Origin of the sequence: Marinomonas hwangdonensis, assembly GCF_003721245.1 — a bacterium.
In the GTDB taxonomy this organism is placed as follows: Bacteria; Pseudomonadota; Gammaproteobacteria; order Pseudomonadales; family Marinomonadaceae; genus Marinomonas; species Marinomonas hwangdonensis.
Window position 1 is genome coordinate 299,844 of sequence record NZ_RIZG01000002.1, and the last position, 15,305, is coordinate 315,148.

At 44.2% G+C, this 15,305-nt stretch carries 14 protein-coding genes; 6 read left to right on the forward strand and 8 right to left on the reverse strand.

What is annotated here, in order from left to right; genetic code table 11:
• Positions 1-2: 2 nt before the first annotated feature.
• On the reverse strand, positions 3-323 hold the full coding sequence (locus EBI00_RS04360) for a LysR family transcriptional regulator (protein WP_123094694.1): 321 nt from the start codon (positions 321-323) through the stop codon (positions 3-5).
• Between the two features lie 110 nt (positions 324-433).
• Here EBI00_RS04360 and EBI00_RS04365 point away from each other — a divergent pair, with 110 nt between their 5' ends.
• Positions 434-1,780, forward strand: a complete 1,347-nt coding sequence (locus EBI00_RS04365) for an anti-phage deoxyguanosine triphosphatase (RefSeq protein WP_123094936.1) — start codon at positions 434-436, stop codon at positions 1,778-1,780.
• Between the two features lie 157 nt (positions 1,781-1,937).
• Positions 1,938-2,486, forward strand: a complete 549-nt coding sequence (locus EBI00_RS04370; protein WP_123094695.1) for a hypothetical protein — start codon at positions 1,938-1,940, stop codon at positions 2,484-2,486.
• A 96-nt stretch (positions 2,487-2,582) separates the two neighbouring features.
• On the opposite strand, the gene EBI00_RS04375 is transcribed toward EBI00_RS04370, so the two are convergent.
• Complete coding sequence (locus EBI00_RS04375; protein WP_123094696.1) at positions 2,583-3,581, reverse strand: branched-chain amino acid aminotransferase; 999 nt, start codon at positions 3,579-3,581, stop codon at positions 2,583-2,585.
• 208 nt (positions 3,582-3,789) lie between these two features.
• Positions 3,790-4,686 (reverse strand): diguanylate cyclase, encoded by an 897-nt coding sequence (locus EBI00_RS04380; protein ID WP_123094697.1) that lies wholly within the window; start codon positions 4,684-4,686, stop codon positions 3,790-3,792.
• 258 nt (positions 4,687-4,944) lie between these two features.
• On the opposite strand from EBI00_RS04380, the gene EBI00_RS04385 reads away from it, so the two are divergent.
• The 3 genes from EBI00_RS04385 to EBI00_RS04395 all read left to right on the forward strand — a co-directional run bounded on the left by EBI00_RS04385 (position 4,945) and on the right by EBI00_RS04395 (position 9,724).
• Positions 4,945-6,009, forward strand: coding sequence for a hypothetical protein (locus EBI00_RS04385; protein ID WP_148039069.1), 1,065 nt, complete (start codon positions 4,945-4,947; stop codon positions 6,007-6,009).
• Positions 6,010-6,338: 329 nt separating this feature from the next.
• Positions 6,339-8,546: a TRAP transporter permease gene (locus EBI00_RS04390; protein ID WP_123094699.1), complete on the forward strand. Its 2,208-nt coding sequence runs from the start codon at positions 6,339-6,341 to the stop codon at positions 8,544-8,546.
• A 179-nt stretch (positions 8,547-8,725) separates the two neighbouring features.
• Entirely contained in the window at positions 8,726-9,724 is a 999-nt protein-coding gene (locus EBI00_RS04395; RefSeq protein WP_123094700.1) for a TAXI family TRAP transporter solute-binding subunit, read from the forward strand.
• 533 nt (positions 9,725-10,257) lie between these two features.
• Here EBI00_RS04395 and EBI00_RS04400 read toward each other — a convergent pair.
• A complete protein-coding gene (locus tag EBI00_RS04400; RefSeq protein ID WP_241556947.1) occupies positions 10,258-11,799 on the reverse strand; it encodes an alanine/glycine:cation symporter family protein in 1,542 nt (513 codons plus the stop codon).
• An 11-nt stretch (positions 11,800-11,810) separates the two neighbouring features.
• The gene (locus tag EBI00_RS04405) at positions 11,811-12,248 is read right to left on the reverse strand and encodes a universal stress protein (RefSeq protein ID WP_123094701.1); all 438 of its coding nucleotides are present in this window, start codon (positions 12,246-12,248) and stop codon (positions 11,811-11,813) included.
• 343 nt (positions 12,249-12,591) lie between these two features.
• Between EBI00_RS04405 and EBI00_RS04410 the strand changes: the two genes are divergently transcribed.
• On the forward strand, positions 12,592-13,326 hold the full coding sequence (locus EBI00_RS04410) for a tellurite resistance TerB family protein (RefSeq protein ID WP_123094702.1): 735 nt from the start codon (positions 12,592-12,594) through the stop codon (positions 13,324-13,326).
• Between the two features lie 76 nt (positions 13,327-13,402).
• Here the strand turns inward: EBI00_RS04410 and EBI00_RS04415 are convergent, their stop codons facing one another.
• From EBI00_RS04415 to dcd, 3 genes are all read right to left on the reverse strand, one after another.
• Positions 13,403-13,843 (reverse strand): DUF1499 domain-containing protein, encoded by a 441-nt coding sequence (locus EBI00_RS04415; protein ID WP_123094703.1) that lies wholly within the window; start codon positions 13,841-13,843, stop codon positions 13,403-13,405.
• Between the two features lie 48 nt (positions 13,844-13,891).
• Positions 13,892-14,419 (reverse strand): NUDIX hydrolase, encoded by a 528-nt coding sequence (locus tag EBI00_RS04420; RefSeq protein ID WP_123094704.1) that lies wholly within the window; start codon positions 14,417-14,419, stop codon positions 13,892-13,894.
• Between the two features lie 273 nt (positions 14,420-14,692).
• Positions 14,693-15,277 (reverse strand): dCTP deaminase, encoded by a 585-nt coding sequence (gene dcd / locus EBI00_RS04425; protein WP_123094705.1) that lies wholly within the window; start codon positions 15,275-15,277, stop codon positions 14,693-14,695.
• Between the last annotated feature and the right edge of the window lie 28 nt (positions 15,278-15,305).

The following is a 15,305-nucleotide window of genomic DNA, read 5'->3' on the forward strand; positions in this document are numbered from 1 at the left end:
CTTTAAGAATGCTCTTGCCGCTCTGGTAAAACAGTGTCTAACACTTTCGCAGAACGAGCGGCCAAGTACGCTTCCCAAGAATCAATAAAGTGCTCGTAACAGAGTTCCAATTCTCTGATATGTTGCCACAAGACCTCCCCTGCTGGTGTCATATCGGTTATACGCCCATGCCTTACCAGCAAGGACTCCCCCAAGCATCGCTCCAATTTTTGGATGTGCTGGCTAACGGCTGGCTGAGTCAGTCCTAACAGTTTGGCTGTTTTGGTAAAGCTGCCCGTTTCAACTAACGCTTTAAACGTGATGAGATGTTGTGTATTCAGCATAAAGTTTCCTTATAGTAAATCGCATTATGCCGAAGCCCTTTTGCATGAACATTGACCTACATCGTGTTTTCGTGAAAGACTCAAATTTATTCGTTTTATGGACTGATCGCATGAAAAACGCACAAGAAGAAATGGTTTCATGGCATGAGAGACAATCTGGCCATCAGGCTCCCCGACAAAATGATTATCGGACACCCTATCAACGCGACCGCGCTAGAATCATTCACAGCGCGGCGTTCCGGCGTTTACAGTCCAAAACTCAAATACTGTCCATTCGACAAAATGACTACAGCCGAACTCGTCTGACTCATTCTTTAGAAGTGGCACAAATTGGTGATGGCATTGTTCATCAGCTAAGACACAGCTCAGCCCCTGATGCCAGTTTTCAATCTTGGTTAGCGGACGATGCGTTAATAGAGACCATTTGTTTGAGTCATGACATTGGTCACCCACCTTTTGGCCACGGGGGGGAAGTTGCGCTAAATTACATGATGCAAGACTATGGAGGATTTGAGGGAAACGCTCAATCGCTGCGGATACTGGGTAAACGAGGCTCTTACTCGCCTATCTACGGCATGGATGTTACCCGACGCACGCTGCTTGGGATTTTAAAATACCCCGTGTTACATGCAGACGTGGTGGGAAGCTACCCTAAAAAACCAACCAACTTCCGTCAATTTAAGGCGTCTGACTGGTCACCGCCAAAGTGTGTTTATCAAGAAGAACAAGACTTATTAGACTGGATCATCGAACCCTTTAGCGAGACAGACAAAGCGCTGTTGCAAGCGGTAGGACCGGTGGAAAAAGGCCATCATGCAAAATCCAAGCATGCCAGTTTTGATACCAGCATCATGGATTTAGCAGACGACATTGCCTATGGGGTTCATGATCTAGAAGACGCTATCGTACTGGGTATGGTCACCAAGGATATGTGGTTAGAACACCTGGAGCCAAAACTGGCGGCGTTAGCATCTCCTTTTTTAGCAGAAAATCTAAACAGCATTCGTACACAACTTTTCAGCCGCCAGAGCCACTTGCGTAAAGAAGCCATCGGCAACCTCGTGAGCTGGTTCATCACCTCTTGCCAAGTCGTCGAAAATAACGCCTTCGAACACCCTTTACTGCGCTTTCAAGTCGGACTCCCCGAAGGCCAACGCCAAGCCCTAGCATTGCTAAAACAATTTGAAATGCAACACATCATCCAACGTCCAGAAGTACAAATGCTGGTCTATAAAGGCCAACAAATGCTGCTGGAAATGTTTGAAGCCTTCAGTGCTGACCCAGCTCGCCTATTACCAAAAGAAATCGCCATTGAATGGAAAAAAAGCCAAGACAAAGGCGAAACGGGACAAAGGATTATCTGTGATTACATGGCCTCTATGACGGACGATTACGCCAGCCGCATGTACAACAAACTGTTCGTCCCCAGCCTAGGATCTGTTTTCGAACCTATGTAGCCCACTATGTGGAAAGATCAGATGAAAAAACAGACATCATAAAAGCTCAACTTTTATCAGAGCAAGCCGATAGAAAGGCAGAAAATAGTACCAATAGATTAGCGTAAAAAACTTTGTCTTCAATGGATTTTCAACCACCTTATGAAAGGATAGAACGATGAAAAAGTTATTGATTTCCGGCTTAGTCGCTGCGGCTGTTTCCCTACCAATAGCGGCTCAAGCTGATACCTTTACCTATATAGATTACGGCTTTGGCAGCATAGACCCAGACAATTCAAACCCCAACAACGATGATTACACCTCTCTTTCAGGTGCTTTTGAAACCTCTGGAGGCCCTTTTGTCGCCTTTGAATCAACAGAGTACGGTGGCACCGATGTGATGGCCGTGGGTGCTGGGGTCTTTACTCCTGCAGGTAGTCAATCAACGCTGTATGGCGCTTTGCAATTCGTCAAAGTGGATTTTGGTAGAACCGATGAAACCGGCTTTCGAGTAACATTAGGGATCAGAAGTACGTTAACCGACCGTGTTGAATTGGAAGGTAAAGTGAAATACGACGATGTTTTCAGTGATACCGATACCAGTTTTGCCGCCACTTTAAGATATTATGCAACAAGGAACTTTTCGATTGCAGCGAACTACGACACTGCTGAAATCGCAGGCAACAATCAAAACGCCATGTTTGCTTCTTTACGACTTAGCTTTTAATTAAAAAAACCTTAACAGTAATTTATCAAGTACAAAAAAACGGGCTCCTCCAAATGGGTTAGCCCGTTTTTATTATTTATGTGGTGTATTCAGCGATTACACGACTTTCGTTAGCCAGTTGTATTTGTCTTCAGCTCTGCCCCATTGAATGTCATTCAAGGCTTGGCGTAACTTCAGCGCAGCGGGACCAGGTTCACCAGTGCCCACTTTGTACTCTTTGCCGTTATGGATAAAAGTCCCCACTGAAGTTAGAACCGCAGCGGTTCCAGACAACACAGCTTCAACTTCGGGCTTCGCCGCACGTTCTAGCAACTCAGCAACCGTTAGATCGCGCTCGGTCACTGTCATGCCTAAATCAGCCGCTAAGGTCAAAATGGAAGAGCGAGTTACGCCGTGTAAAAAGGTCGTATCTAGGCCCTTAGTAATGATCTCATTACCATCGATTAGCAAAAAGTTTGCCGCCCCAGTTTCTTGAACGTCGCCATTTGGGCAAAACAAAATTTGGTCGGCTTGCACATCGTCTCTTGCTCTAGAAATGGGGCCTAACGCACTCGCGTAATTGCCTCCACTCTTGATCATCCCCATATGAGGTGCACAACGCATGCCGGTTTCATCAAGCAATAAACGTAATGCCTTTGCACCACCCGTAAAATAGTCGCCCACTGGGGACAATAATACGTACAACATAGATGACGATGTAGGCGCTGCCGCTTTACCAATAGCCGCCTCAGTACCGACATGAGTAGGACGAATGTACATTGACCCTGGTGGCTCAGGCACATCAGAAGCGAACTCTGCGACCGCCTCAATAATCATCTTAGCCACATTCGCCTCATCGATAGCAGGCAAAGACAACAAACGACTGCTTTGCGCAAGGCGTTTAATATTTTGATCCATGCGGAACACGTGAATACTACCGTCAGCGTGGCGGAAAGCTTTTAAGCCCTCAAAACAGGTACTGGAATAATGCAAAACATGAGCACCTGGGTGTAATTGGATACTGTCTGAAGCAACCATGTTCGCTTCACTCCAATTACCGTTTTCAAATGTTGCCAATGCCATCTTAGGCATGAACACGCTACCAAAAGCCGCCATTATTGTTCCTTATATATACATGATTACGAGCAACACCAAGGTCACACTGACCTTGTCGATGGTTACCCAATAGTTTAATAGTAAAAACGGAGTACCGATAGAAGAGAGTAAATCATAAATCACGGGTCTAATAGAAGGCTTGTTACCAAGAAATTAACGCATGAGACAACGAAAAAAAATACTGCAATAAAAATAGGCTTATCAAGGTTTAGGTAATAACTGTATTCGAAGCATTAGCCACCACCACTTTATTCCCCCCAGTGTTCTTAGCCTGATACATAGCATGATCTGCAACCTGCACCAAATCCAGTACATCTTTAGCATTGCTTGGAAAACAGGCAATACCAATACTTACGTAAACCTGCATTGATGTATCATTAATCACAAAAGGCAAGGCGAGCTTAGAGCGTATTTTTTCTGCAACGGATAAAGCACCACCGACAGATCGAGTTTTGTTGAGAACAATGAGAAACTCATCGCCACCTAAGCGCCCTACGGTATCTGATTTTCGTACGCTGGCATCTAGGCGGCTGGCAATTTTTTGCAACATCTCGTCACCAACGGCGTGACCATAAATATCATTAATTTCTTTGAAGCCATCAATATCGATAAATAACACCGAGAGCGCTTCCTGTTCCCGCTCTGCCAAGGTCATTGAAGTCTGTAGACGATCCAATAACAGTGTTCGGTTTGGCAGCCCAGTCAAATCATCGTGACCGGCGGCATACAACAAAGCCGCCTCCATTACTTTGCGCTCAGTGATGTCATGGGCAACGGCAATCCTCACTTGATGCGACTCTGACCAGCGTGCAGACCAAAGCACATGCACGACTTCACCATCTTTTCTAATCCAGCGGTTTTCAAAGCGCGGTAACATTTGACCGCTTATCATACTTTCCACCACACTAAGAGTCGGATAACGGTCTTCTGGGTGAACCATATTAACCATTGGAGTGCCCACCACCTCATCCGGTGCATAACCAAACATGTCTTCAAATGCCGCACTGACAAAGACAAAATCCCCGGCACGATCGACCACGCACACTGCATCCAGCATGAGTTCCAAAACATCCGCAAGGTCAATGGGCAACTGTTTATTTTTCATATATCCGCAGGCCTATTCATAAAATCCATGTTAGCTAATATTATAGGAGAAGAAGCAAAATAACGACATTCACGAGAGGCATTAAACCAAACAGCACTCATTAGTGAAAAAGCGAATTAACGTCATCATTCCTTAAAGTGATCCACTTACTATAGCTTGACGTAATTGGTTAGTTGGCCCCTTGAGACTAGTTCTACAATTAGTCACTGAGCCTTTCAACGATTGATGACGTTTTTTTATTTTGAGTTAGATGCCACTATGAAACAAAGCGCTTTGAACCTACTAACAGAAATGAACATGTCCGCTCACGAGACGCTTGGCGAATACTGCCTTATTTCGGCACCTAAAGTCAGTCTACCCAATGGCCAATCGTGTGTTCCACAACATTTTTTTGGTTATAACCACTCCCTTGAAAGCGTGGAATCTATTTTAAAAAATATCTGTTTCTCTAAACATTACCCTATTTTTTGCGCAGAAGATGGTCAAGGCATTTTCATTCAAGTCGGGATTATCGGTCGAGAGAACTACCAAAAGAACATTCCAGATCGAGCTAGTAAAATTGTATATGGCCGTAAATGGCGTGTGGAACCCAATCTTCCCACCTCAGAAATTATCCAAACCGTGTTTTTAGCGATTCAAAAAGCCCGTGAACATGAAATTCGTGAGTTATTAACTTTCCGTTCAGCCAAGTCGAAAAAAATCAGCACCCCCTTCAATTGCCACCATGACTTACCTCTTATGGCTCAATGTTATGGCATGTTTGATTCTTCAAACGACAAAGATACCGATGTATTTTGCGCCCAAAGCGTACAAGCCATTTTTGATTTATTGAGATTTGATCAAACCAGAATTGAATGTGTGGATGTGACCCATAGGCACAATGGGCAAATCCTAGTTGATATCCTTTTTACTTGCCCTGATGAACATCAATCACCCGATTTCACTGAACTTCACGGCATAGAATCTACGCTGATCCTTAAGAAAAATAACGTTAATGAACTTATTTTTAAAGTGATGGATGCCCTCATTGAACTCAGCAATAATTATGTAGAAGAACACTTTACTTTTAATGGCTTCGCCCGCTTCAGTCGCAACAATTGCATACAATCAATCGGTGAATTTTCTATTAATACACGCCTCATTGATGACAACCAAATCAATGCCACTGGTAAAAAGCTCATTAGTGAACATAACGGCTCTGTCGATGAAAGCCGAGCTCCTGTCATTAAACTAGAGCAACAGAAGCAAAGACTGTCACAAAACTTTCAGGGCATTACCTTGTTAGAAGGTTTTCTACCCAAGGGATTTCAAATAGACGCGTAATAATTTTGTATTATTCCAGCATAATGACGAAACTTATACAGTTAACAAAAATAGGCGGAAACACACCCATATCATGAAAATGATGGGTGCGTTTCCGCTTTTTATGTAGAGGAATTCTCTATCAAACTATATCGATTAATATTAAAACACTGATTTAAAAGACTTTTTAAATTAAAACTTGCGTTGGCATGAAGTCTGCTACACTCAGAGATAAATGGCGCAGTTGTAAATGCGGTAATCAGTCTATCTGGATAAAGCGAACGAAACTGTGTTGTCACAATAATCATAAAATACGACAGTGTTAACTCACACCAGAGGATAATAATAAAATGTCTGATACAGATAAGTCACTTGACTCGCTCAGCCCTGAAGAGCGGGCTAAGTTAAAAGAACTGATGGAAAAGGACGAAAAATCCGTACGCAATCTCAAAGGCATTTGGAAATGGATTGTCGCCTCCCTATCCACCGCTATGGTTTTAATTTATTTCTATGGTGCCGGTTTTCAAGCCTTAAGCACTCAGTACCATCTAGGTGTCTACGTACTGATTACGTTTGCCCTTGTCTTTTTGCTTTATCCAGCAGGATCACGTCGAATATCCATTGCTCTTTCGATCTTAACGGGCTTTTTCCTGTCTATTTTAGTCAGCTCCTTTTATGTTTTTGAATCACCCTACGCCTTGTATCAACAGGTCATGATGTTCAAAGAAACCGCGGGCTATGATGGTATCGGCGTTGCTTACCAAGAAGATTTTGGATCGCTCGGCTGGATCTTACTTTTGACCCTACCTTTTGCGGCTGTGTTGGTCTTTTTGGATCAGTGGATGCAAAAAACATTCACTAACAACCCAACAGCCAGTGACATACTACTTTGCTTAATGGTTACAGCTTCGATTGTGTATTGGTTAAGTCAGTTTGAGCAGTTAAATTACCGTGCGGGTGCAGAACATGAGTTGGATTATCTGGTTAGTATCGTCGGCCTTATTCTTTCTCTTGAAGTGTGTCGTCGCGTACTCGGCTGGTCCATTACCTTTATCGGCATTGCGATGATAGCGTTTGGCTTGTTTGGACCTTACTTACCTGATCTGTTCGCCCATCGCGGTTTTACCATTGAGCGCTTAGCGACCTCTCTATTCCTCACTACCAATGGGGTGTTCGGTGTCATGGCCAGCGTTCTGGCCACCTATGTTATTTTGTTTATTTTCTTTGGCGCTTTTTTACAAAAATCTGGTGCGGGTAAGTTCTTTATAGAACTCCCCCTTGCATTAGCAGGCCACTCGGCTGGCGGCCCAGCAAAAGTAGCGGTTATCTCTTCAGCTCTTTTCGGTTCTGTTTCTGGAAGTGCCATCGCGAATACAGTATCTTCTGGGGCCTTTACAATCCCTATGATGAAACGAGCTGGTTTCAAACCTCATGTTGCGGGTGCCATTGAACCTGCTGCGTCCATTGGCGGCATGTTCTTACCTCCTATCATGGGTGCAGGCGGCTTCTTAATGGCGGAGTTAACGGGCACTCCTTATTCCACTATCATGATTCTTTCCATCGGGCCGGCTTTCATTTATTTTCTATCCATCTTTATGATGGTTCACTTTGAAGCCAAAAAACACAACCTGATTGGCACTCCTGGTGAAGTTCTTCCCCATTGGAAGGAGGTATTTAAATCAGGTTGGTACTTCGCCCTACCATTGGTCATCATCACAGTGTTACTCCTAAGTGGCCGCTCTGCAGGAAACGCGGCTTTCTGGGCAACGCTGTCGTGTGTGGCTGTAAGCTGGGTCAAAAAAGAAACCCGCATGGGACCACGTGAGATATGGGATGCAATCCAAATAGGCGCACGAAACACACTCATTGTTGGTGCAACGATGGGGGTTATCGGCGTTATCGTTGGGACTATTTCTTTAACAGGAATGGGGCTTAAATTCTCAGATCTCATCATCTCTATGGCAGGCGGAAACCTATTCATTGCGCTTGTTCTAGTGGCGATCGCATCGTTAGTATTGGGCATGGGCGTACCTGTGACCGCGGCTTACTTAATTGTTGCCGTTCTAGCTGTCCCAGCATTAGGCGATTTGGGAGTGACTGTAATCGCGGCACACATGATTGTGTACTGGTTATCGCAAGATTCAAACATTACCCCGCCTGTCTGTGTTGCCGCCTACGCGGGAGCCGCTATCGCAGGATCAGATCCGTGGAAAACGGGTTGGACAGCGTTTAAATTTGCCAAAATGCTGTACATAATGCCGCTACTTTTCGCTTTCGTTCCTGCCATGCTGCTGGATGGGTCACTCACTGACATTCTTGTAGCCTACTTCTCCGCTATTATGGGAACGATTGTGTTCTGTTCGTTCGCTATAGGCTATGCTCGTCGCAAAACGACATGGTTAGAGTGGGGCATTCTGGGTATTGCATCTTTATTGCTGTACTGGCCAGGCATAATGACTGACGTCGTAGGCTTAGCATTAGCAGGCTTGGTGTACTGGATGCAGCGCGACGCAGCGAAACTAGCAGACCAGTCGGTAGGCGTCACGCAACCAGATTAAGAACGTATTACAGAGCCTTCAGGTGTTGCACTAACCTTGTTGGCTCTCACTGAACAACGCGACTTTCGCGGTGAAAAAGTTCAGGTTCTTATTATAAGAACCTGAATGATTGAAATGTTTTGCTGAAGCAAAACTTGATACAACCAAAATAAGATAATTACAATAATGAGGAAATATCAATGTCAATAACATTAAACTTGAAAAAAACAGCCACATTCGCTGCCGCAACAGTAGCAGCAATGACTCTTACTTTTTCATCCGTTGCTAGCGCATCAGTAGAGCGCCTTGCTTTTTCTGGTGGGCCAGATGGCGGGACATTTCAGTTTTTCTCTAACGGCATCTCAACTTTGTTGTCACGCTCAATAGAAGGCGTAGATGTATCAAACATGGCTTCTGCTGGGTCAGTTGAAAACCTTCGTCGCGTAAATTCTCGTGATGCCGACTTCGGTATTGTCTACTCAGGCGACCTTTTCTTAGGTTCTGAAGGCAAGCTTACGAATGACACTCGTCGTTACCGCAACGTTCAACCAATCTCTTATCTATATGGTGCACCAGCACATCTAATTGTGCTTGATGGTGGTGGAATAACTGATGTTAGCCAACTAGCTGGTAAAAATATTGCTGTAGGGCCTGCTGGCTCTGGCGCGGCCGCCTCTGCTCAACGCTTTTTTGAAGGCGTAGGACTTTGGGATCAAATCAAACCACAATACATCGGTTATAACCAAGGCGCATCTGCTTTAGGTGACCGTCAGATTGACGCTTTGTGGGTCTTTGCTGGATTCCCAAATGCCTCGGTTATTCAAGCTGCAACCAGCAACAAAGTAAGACTTCTACAAGTATACGAAGCGGCAAAAAAAGGTACTTTATTTACCGATCACCCATACTACGCACAAGTCACCATTCCAGCGGGAACTTATCCGAATGTTGATTACGACGTAGTAACGGTACAAGATTCAGCACTTTGGGTTACTGGCCGTCACATGAAAACAGAAATGATTTCACAAATGATAGGCGAAGTTTACTCTGACGCTGGCCTAACTTTCATGAGATCTGTATCTAGTGCTGCTCGTGCTATGACTGTAGACAGCGCTTTAAATGGTATTGTTAACAAAGTACACCCAGGCGCTATCGAATTCTGGGAATCAAAAGGCAAAACACTAACTGCAGCTCAAAAGTAAGGCTTCCAATCCTTATTTAGACATACTGCCGCTTACTGAATATCATCAGTAGGCGGCACCCTCCTCATAACAAAATACGCACAGCCAACTCCCTTCTTAATAAAACAACTTCTTTCACCAATAGACGCCATGCAGTGCAGTCCACTCCACAAGTTTATTTGCCTCTCACGGAATCAACTCAAAACGCCTGTGTATTAGGTGAAGACGATCAAAATGGACCCACAACTTGTTCACCAATTCCCTTCTGCAAACCGATCCACGAACCACTGAACTGGAAACAAGAAACAGACATAAGCATCACGTTAATGGTCGCATATACTTAAACCAAAGAGTTTGAGCAACGAAGATGAGATATGAAAATTAAAGATAACTCAAGAGTTCGAAAATTTACTAAGGAGCATTAGAAGATAAGGAAAAAGAAGGTTTCGTGAACAAAGAAAATAAGACTTTTGTAGGAAAATAAAAAAGACATAATAGGATAACAAAAAAAGTGGCCCTCAGAAAATCTAAGGGCCACCATCGCTTAACAACGATTATTTAAACTTCTTAATCTCACCGCTTTTTAAGCGCTTAAAGTAAGAATTCATTTCACGTTTTACAATTGGCATTAGGAAGTACAGACCAGTAATGTTCACAACCGCCATGGCAAAAATTGCCGCGTCAGAGAAGTCGATAACAGGACCTAAATCTGCAGCGGCACCAACCACAACAAATCCACAAAACAAAAGCTTAAACGCTAATTCGGCATTTTTTCCTTCACCAAATAAGTAAGTCCACGCTTTTAAACCATAGTAAGACCAACTGATCATCGTTGAGAAAGCAAACAAAATAACCGCAACTACCAACAGGTACGGGAACCAACTAATCGCTGAGCCAAAAGCTGCTGATGTTAATGCTACGCCAGAACTGCCGTCTGCTGTTACGATACGTCCCGCTTCAATAACATAAAGACCCGTGTTCGCATCAACCAATAACTGGCCAGTGATAATGATAACAAGCGCTGTCATCGTACAGATAACAACTGTATCAATAAAGGGCTCAAGCAAAGACACCAAACCTTCTGTAACAGGCTCATTGGTTTTTACCGCTGAGTGAGCAATGGCCGCAGAACCCACACCCGCTTCGTTAGAAAAAGCGGCGCGTTTGAAACCTTGAATCAAGGCACCAACTAAACCGCCAGCGACACCAAGACCTGTAAAAGCACCTTCAAAAATTTGCCCAAATGCCCAGAAAATTTTATCGGCATTTATTATCAAAATCACCAGCGCCGCACCAACGTAAAGGAACGCCATTAAAGGCACTACCTTTTCAGTCACTCGCGCAATGGATTTGATACCACCAACGATCACCATGAATACGATCAGTGCGAAAATAACTCCTGTTATCCAACCAGGGTAACTTCCCATAACGCTACTGATTTGCGCGTGTGCTTGGTTAGACTGGAACATGTTACCGCCACCAAATGCACCCAAAATACAAAACACTGCAAAAAGAGCCGCTAGAAACTTTCCGCCTGGCAAGCCACGTTCAGCAAAACCTTTGGAAATGTAATACATAGGGCCACCAGAGACCGTACCATCTTTGTATTCGTTACGGTATTTAACACCTAGTGTACATTCGGTGAATTTAGACGCCATACCCAGCAAACCCGCAAGGATCATCCAAAAAGTCGCGCCTGCACCACCAATACCCACAGCAACAGCAACACCGGCAATATTACCCAGACCGACGGTACCAGATAGCGCGGTTGTTAACGCCTGAAAGTGACTAACTTCACCCGCATCTTTCGGATCAGAGTAATCACCCTTAACCAAAGAAATCGAATGTCTCACCGCACGGAACTGAACAAAACCAAAATACAAAGTAAAAACACTCGCACCCACTACTAACCAAAGAACAATCCAAGGAAAACTAGTCCCTGGCAAAGGGGCGAAAATAAGGTTAACGAACCAGCCTGTAGAAGAAGCAAAAATCGCATTAACCTTTTGATCTAGGCTCTCAGCATGAGCCAAACTTGTCTGTAATAACATCAGCAGCATTGCTGGCATCGCTGCCCAATATCGTAGTCGATTCATGAAATTTCTCCTTAATTAACGACCGTCACAGGAACAGTAGAGGACATAACCAGATTCGCTGTCACACTGCCAAAAACACGAGCACTTAAGCCGCTTTCTGTAGAGCGCGCCACAATGATTTGCTCTGCATTTGTTTCCAGCGCAACGGAATTTAAAAGATGAGCCACTTTACCGTGTAATACTCGACCTTCCGCTTGAAAACCTTCACTGGTCAATGCATTGATAGCAGGATCAATAATACGCTCGTTAGCCGCTTTAATAGCAGCACTACGGGCCTTCTGTCTGCTTGCGTTTTCTTCTGGAGTTTGGAATGAGTAAGGAGACCACTCAATCACAAAAACAACTTCGATTTTACAATCGCCAATTAAACCAGCTAAGCGCTTAGTATAAGCAAGCGCTCTTTCTCCGGCTGGGCTGCCATCAAGACCAACAACTAAGGTATTTGACATTGTTCTATCCTTTTTGGGGGGATTGGTATTTGAATTATCGAGCCTCAATAGACCCTAACTTAATACCTTAATGTCTGAAGGCCTAGATTGGAATCTTTTTTCTTTCTTAATGATCAAAAAATTGCAAAAAATGCGAAAAGTCAGCATTAAACACTGCAAAAGCGATCCACATCAGAGCGCAGCACTATAAAAAGTGGTAACCAGCATTTTTTTGCGCAGATCATAATCCAGTTATTTTTACTTAATTGGTCCAACGTCATAACTGACACTTAAGCTTAGTGAACTCTACAGTGTTTCTTGGGTCTTAATGATTAATTGACACATTAATGAGAGGTTCCGGATTGTGAATATTAACTCACTACTGAACAGTATTATGGGCAGTGCTGGCACAGGAATTGATAAAGCCGTCAACACGGCCAAATCAGGCTTCATGCCCGGTGGACTATTAGGTGGTGCTGCCGCTGGCGGATTAGCTGCTATGTTATTAACTAACAAAAAAGCCCGAAAAATGGGGGGTAAAGCTATTAAATATGGTGGAATGGCCGCAGTAGGCGGAATCGCTTACAAAGCCTGGCGTGCCCATAAAGATAATCAAACCTCAGCACAAAACGGCACAGGAATACCAAATCAGGGCATTCATGCAGATCGTTCAAACGTCCTACCGCCCGTCCCAACAGGGAGCATTTTCGACTTAGCCGAGGAAAAAACAACCGCACAAGGTGAAGATATGCGCCTTATTCTGATCCGAGCCATGATCAGTGCAGCCAAGGCGGATGGTCATATTGATGCGGCCGAACGTACTCGAATCGAACAGCAAATCAAAGACCTTGGCATTGGTACTGAAGAACAACAGTTCCTAGTGGAACAATTGCAAGCAACCAGTGACCCAATCTCCATCGCACGTCTATCTGAGAATGAAGAACAGGCCACAGAAATCTATCTCGTGTCCTTACTCGCAGTTGATATCGATACTGACGAAGAACGCCGCTACCTAGACCGACTAGGAGATGCATTGCACTTGCCAACCGATTTACGACAAAACATCGAATACGAAGTCAAACATGCACAAACTCAGTAACCGTAAAAACCAAGCAACCCAATCAAAAAGACGCTCTATAAAATATAGAGCGTCTTCAAATCAATAACCAACAAGACTACTTATTAAGTTTGCCGCGAATGTCTGCCATACGTTTTCGATTCACGCCAAAGTCGGAATGCCCAACACGAGAGGCAGAACGAATGTCGATGCTCACTTCTCCATCTCGCTCTTGCGAAAACAAAAACTCCACATCGTCCACAAAACGAAACACCAAAGACGTAAATTCAGCGTGGATATAATTCTCTTCATTCACCACAACCTTAGTGCGTTTCGAAGACTCCAGTACCGCCAACACTTTATCATGGGCAAACACATTGGAACCTTTCAACACAATAGGCTCAATGTAATACTTATCACTGACCGGTGCCTGACTGCTCACGCAATTTGGCGAGCTAGGACAAGCCGCTAACTTCCCATTAGAAACACCTAAATTCGGCATAATACTTGAGCACCCCTGTAATAAAATAAACACCAACAAGTATAGAAACTTTTTCATAAACACACCCAACTCCGAAGTAAACAAACATCTTAGCCACAACGGCAATCAGTCCGACATTACCAGAAGCTCATCTCGAATCATGCATAATAAAAAGGTTTCTCGCTCAATCGACATACCTTTTTTATCGCTATTTTTAATAGTATTTAGATTATGCTTAATCGCATCGTGAACATTAATCCACACCGGCTTCATACCGTTTCTAACTTCATAATCTTCTAAACTCGTCTCGCCTAACTGATCATTAATTTCGCAGGTATAACAGTAAGACTTCATCTGCATGACCTCGAAACCATCTCTGTTCCAAGGTCGAAACTCCTCATACAAACCGAACGCCTCGACATTACGAATATTCCGCGCCCCCGTCTCCTCCGTCAACTCACGGATCAAACCTTCCACCTGATTTTCCCCTTCATCAATGCCACCACCCGGCAAGGTGTAATCGTCGTAACGCTGGGTATACAACATCAAAATATCTTCACCTTTCAAAATAATCCCACGGGCAGCAAGACGTAAAAAGGAAGATTGATCTAGGGATTCGATGCTTGGGTGAGTAGACGACTTTAACAAACGCATAGATTTGGGACACTTCGTGATTTTGGATGGGGTGGATAATAACCATTGGTGGGGAAGTGAGCAAATTGGGTTCCAGTCAAACACTTTTTATTCCTGAGCTTTATTCCGACCCGCTGGCCGTGGGATTAGTCCCTTCTTCTTTTATCTTCCAAAGGGAAGGAATAAAGAACAGCCTGTCTTCCACTTGAAGTGAGAGAGGCAAATTAGACACAAAAAAAGAGGCCGAGGCCTCTTTCCTATTGAACGTAAGAAGAACCAATTTGCAATTAAAAACTAATTCTCGCCGGAGATCCGGCTGCCAACCGCGGAGGTTTGGTCTTTATACTTAGCGTTATCCCGTTTGTTATAAGGACGATCCGCCGAGCCCGACATGGTTTCGAAGTTGATGGCGCCGATGGTCATACCTGGGCTTAGGGCGATGGGCAGTTTGCCACCGTTAAGGAATTCTAACACTATGCCGCCGCTCCAACCTGGGTCGATGCGGTGTGCAGTTACGTGAACCATTAAGCCAAGACGTGCTAAGGAAGAACGCCCATCGAGCCAGCCGACTAGGTTGTCAGGAAGAGTGACAGATTCTTTGGTCACGCCAAGTACTAATTCACCCGGATGAATGAAGAAGGGTTTGCCGTCTTCGACGATGATTTCTTCGCTCATGACGGATTCGATGACTTTACTTAAGTCGGCTTTAGAGCTACTTAGATCAAGGTAAGGCGCTGGATGACCTTGAAAGACGCGAAACGAATTGCCCAATCGCAAATCAACAGATACGCCGCTGATGACGCTGTTGTCGGGGCGAGGTTCGATAACGATAGAACCTTCGTCTAGGGCTTTAATGATATCTCGGTCACACAAACGCATTACTTTTCCTCAATTTTCTATTTAATCG

What these genes read in the sequence shown, in the direction of transcription:
- EBI00_RS04365 (WP_123094936.1), top strand. Translation starts at nt 434, where the DNA reads ATGAAAAACGCACAAGAAGAAATGGTTTCATGGCATGAGAGACAATCT.
- EBI00_RS04390 (WP_123094699.1), top strand. Translation starts at nt 6,339, where the DNA reads ATGTCTGATACAGATAAGTCACTTGACTCGCTCAGCCCTGAAGAGCGG.
- EBI00_RS04370 (WP_123094695.1), top strand. Translation starts at nt 1,938, where the DNA reads ATGAAAAAGTTATTGATTTCCGGCTTAGTCGCTGCGGCTGTTTCCCTA.
- EBI00_RS04375 (WP_123094696.1), bottom strand. Translation starts at nt 3,581, where the DNA reads ATGGCGGCTTTTGGTAGCGTGTTCATGCCTAAGATGGCATTGGCAACA.
- EBI00_RS04415 (WP_123094703.1), bottom strand. Translation starts at nt 13,843, where the DNA reads ATGAAAAAGTTTCTATACTTGTTGGTGTTTATTTTATTACAGGGGTGC.
- EBI00_RS04395 (WP_123094700.1), top strand. Translation starts at nt 8,726, where the DNA reads ATGTCAATAACATTAAACTTGAAAAAAACAGCCACATTCGCTGCCGCA.
- EBI00_RS04380 (WP_123094697.1), bottom strand. Translation starts at nt 4,686, where the DNA reads ATGAAAAATAAACAGTTGCCCATTGACCTTGCGGATGTTTTGGAACTC.
- EBI00_RS04385 (WP_148039069.1), top strand. Translation starts at nt 4,945, where the DNA reads ATGAAACAAAGCGCTTTGAACCTACTAACAGAAATGAACATGTCCGCT.
- EBI00_RS04420 (WP_123094704.1), bottom strand. Translation starts at nt 14,419, where the DNA reads ATGCGTTTGTTAAAGTCGTCTACTCACCCAAGCATCGAATCCCTAGAT.
- dcd (WP_123094705.1), bottom strand. Translation starts at nt 15,277, where the DNA reads ATGCGTTTGTGTGACCGAGATATCATTAAAGCCCTAGACGAAGGTTCT.
- EBI00_RS04400 (WP_241556947.1), bottom strand. Translation starts at nt 11,799, where the DNA reads ATGAATCGACTACGATATTGGGCAGCGATGCCAGCAATGCTGCTGATG.
- EBI00_RS04360 (WP_123094694.1), bottom strand. Translation starts at nt 323, where the DNA reads ATGCTGAATACACAACATCTCATCACGTTTAAAGCGTTAGTTGAAACG.
- EBI00_RS04405 (WP_123094701.1), bottom strand. Translation starts at nt 12,248, where the DNA reads ATGTCAAATACCTTAGTTGTTGGTCTTGATGGCAGCCCAGCCGGAGAA.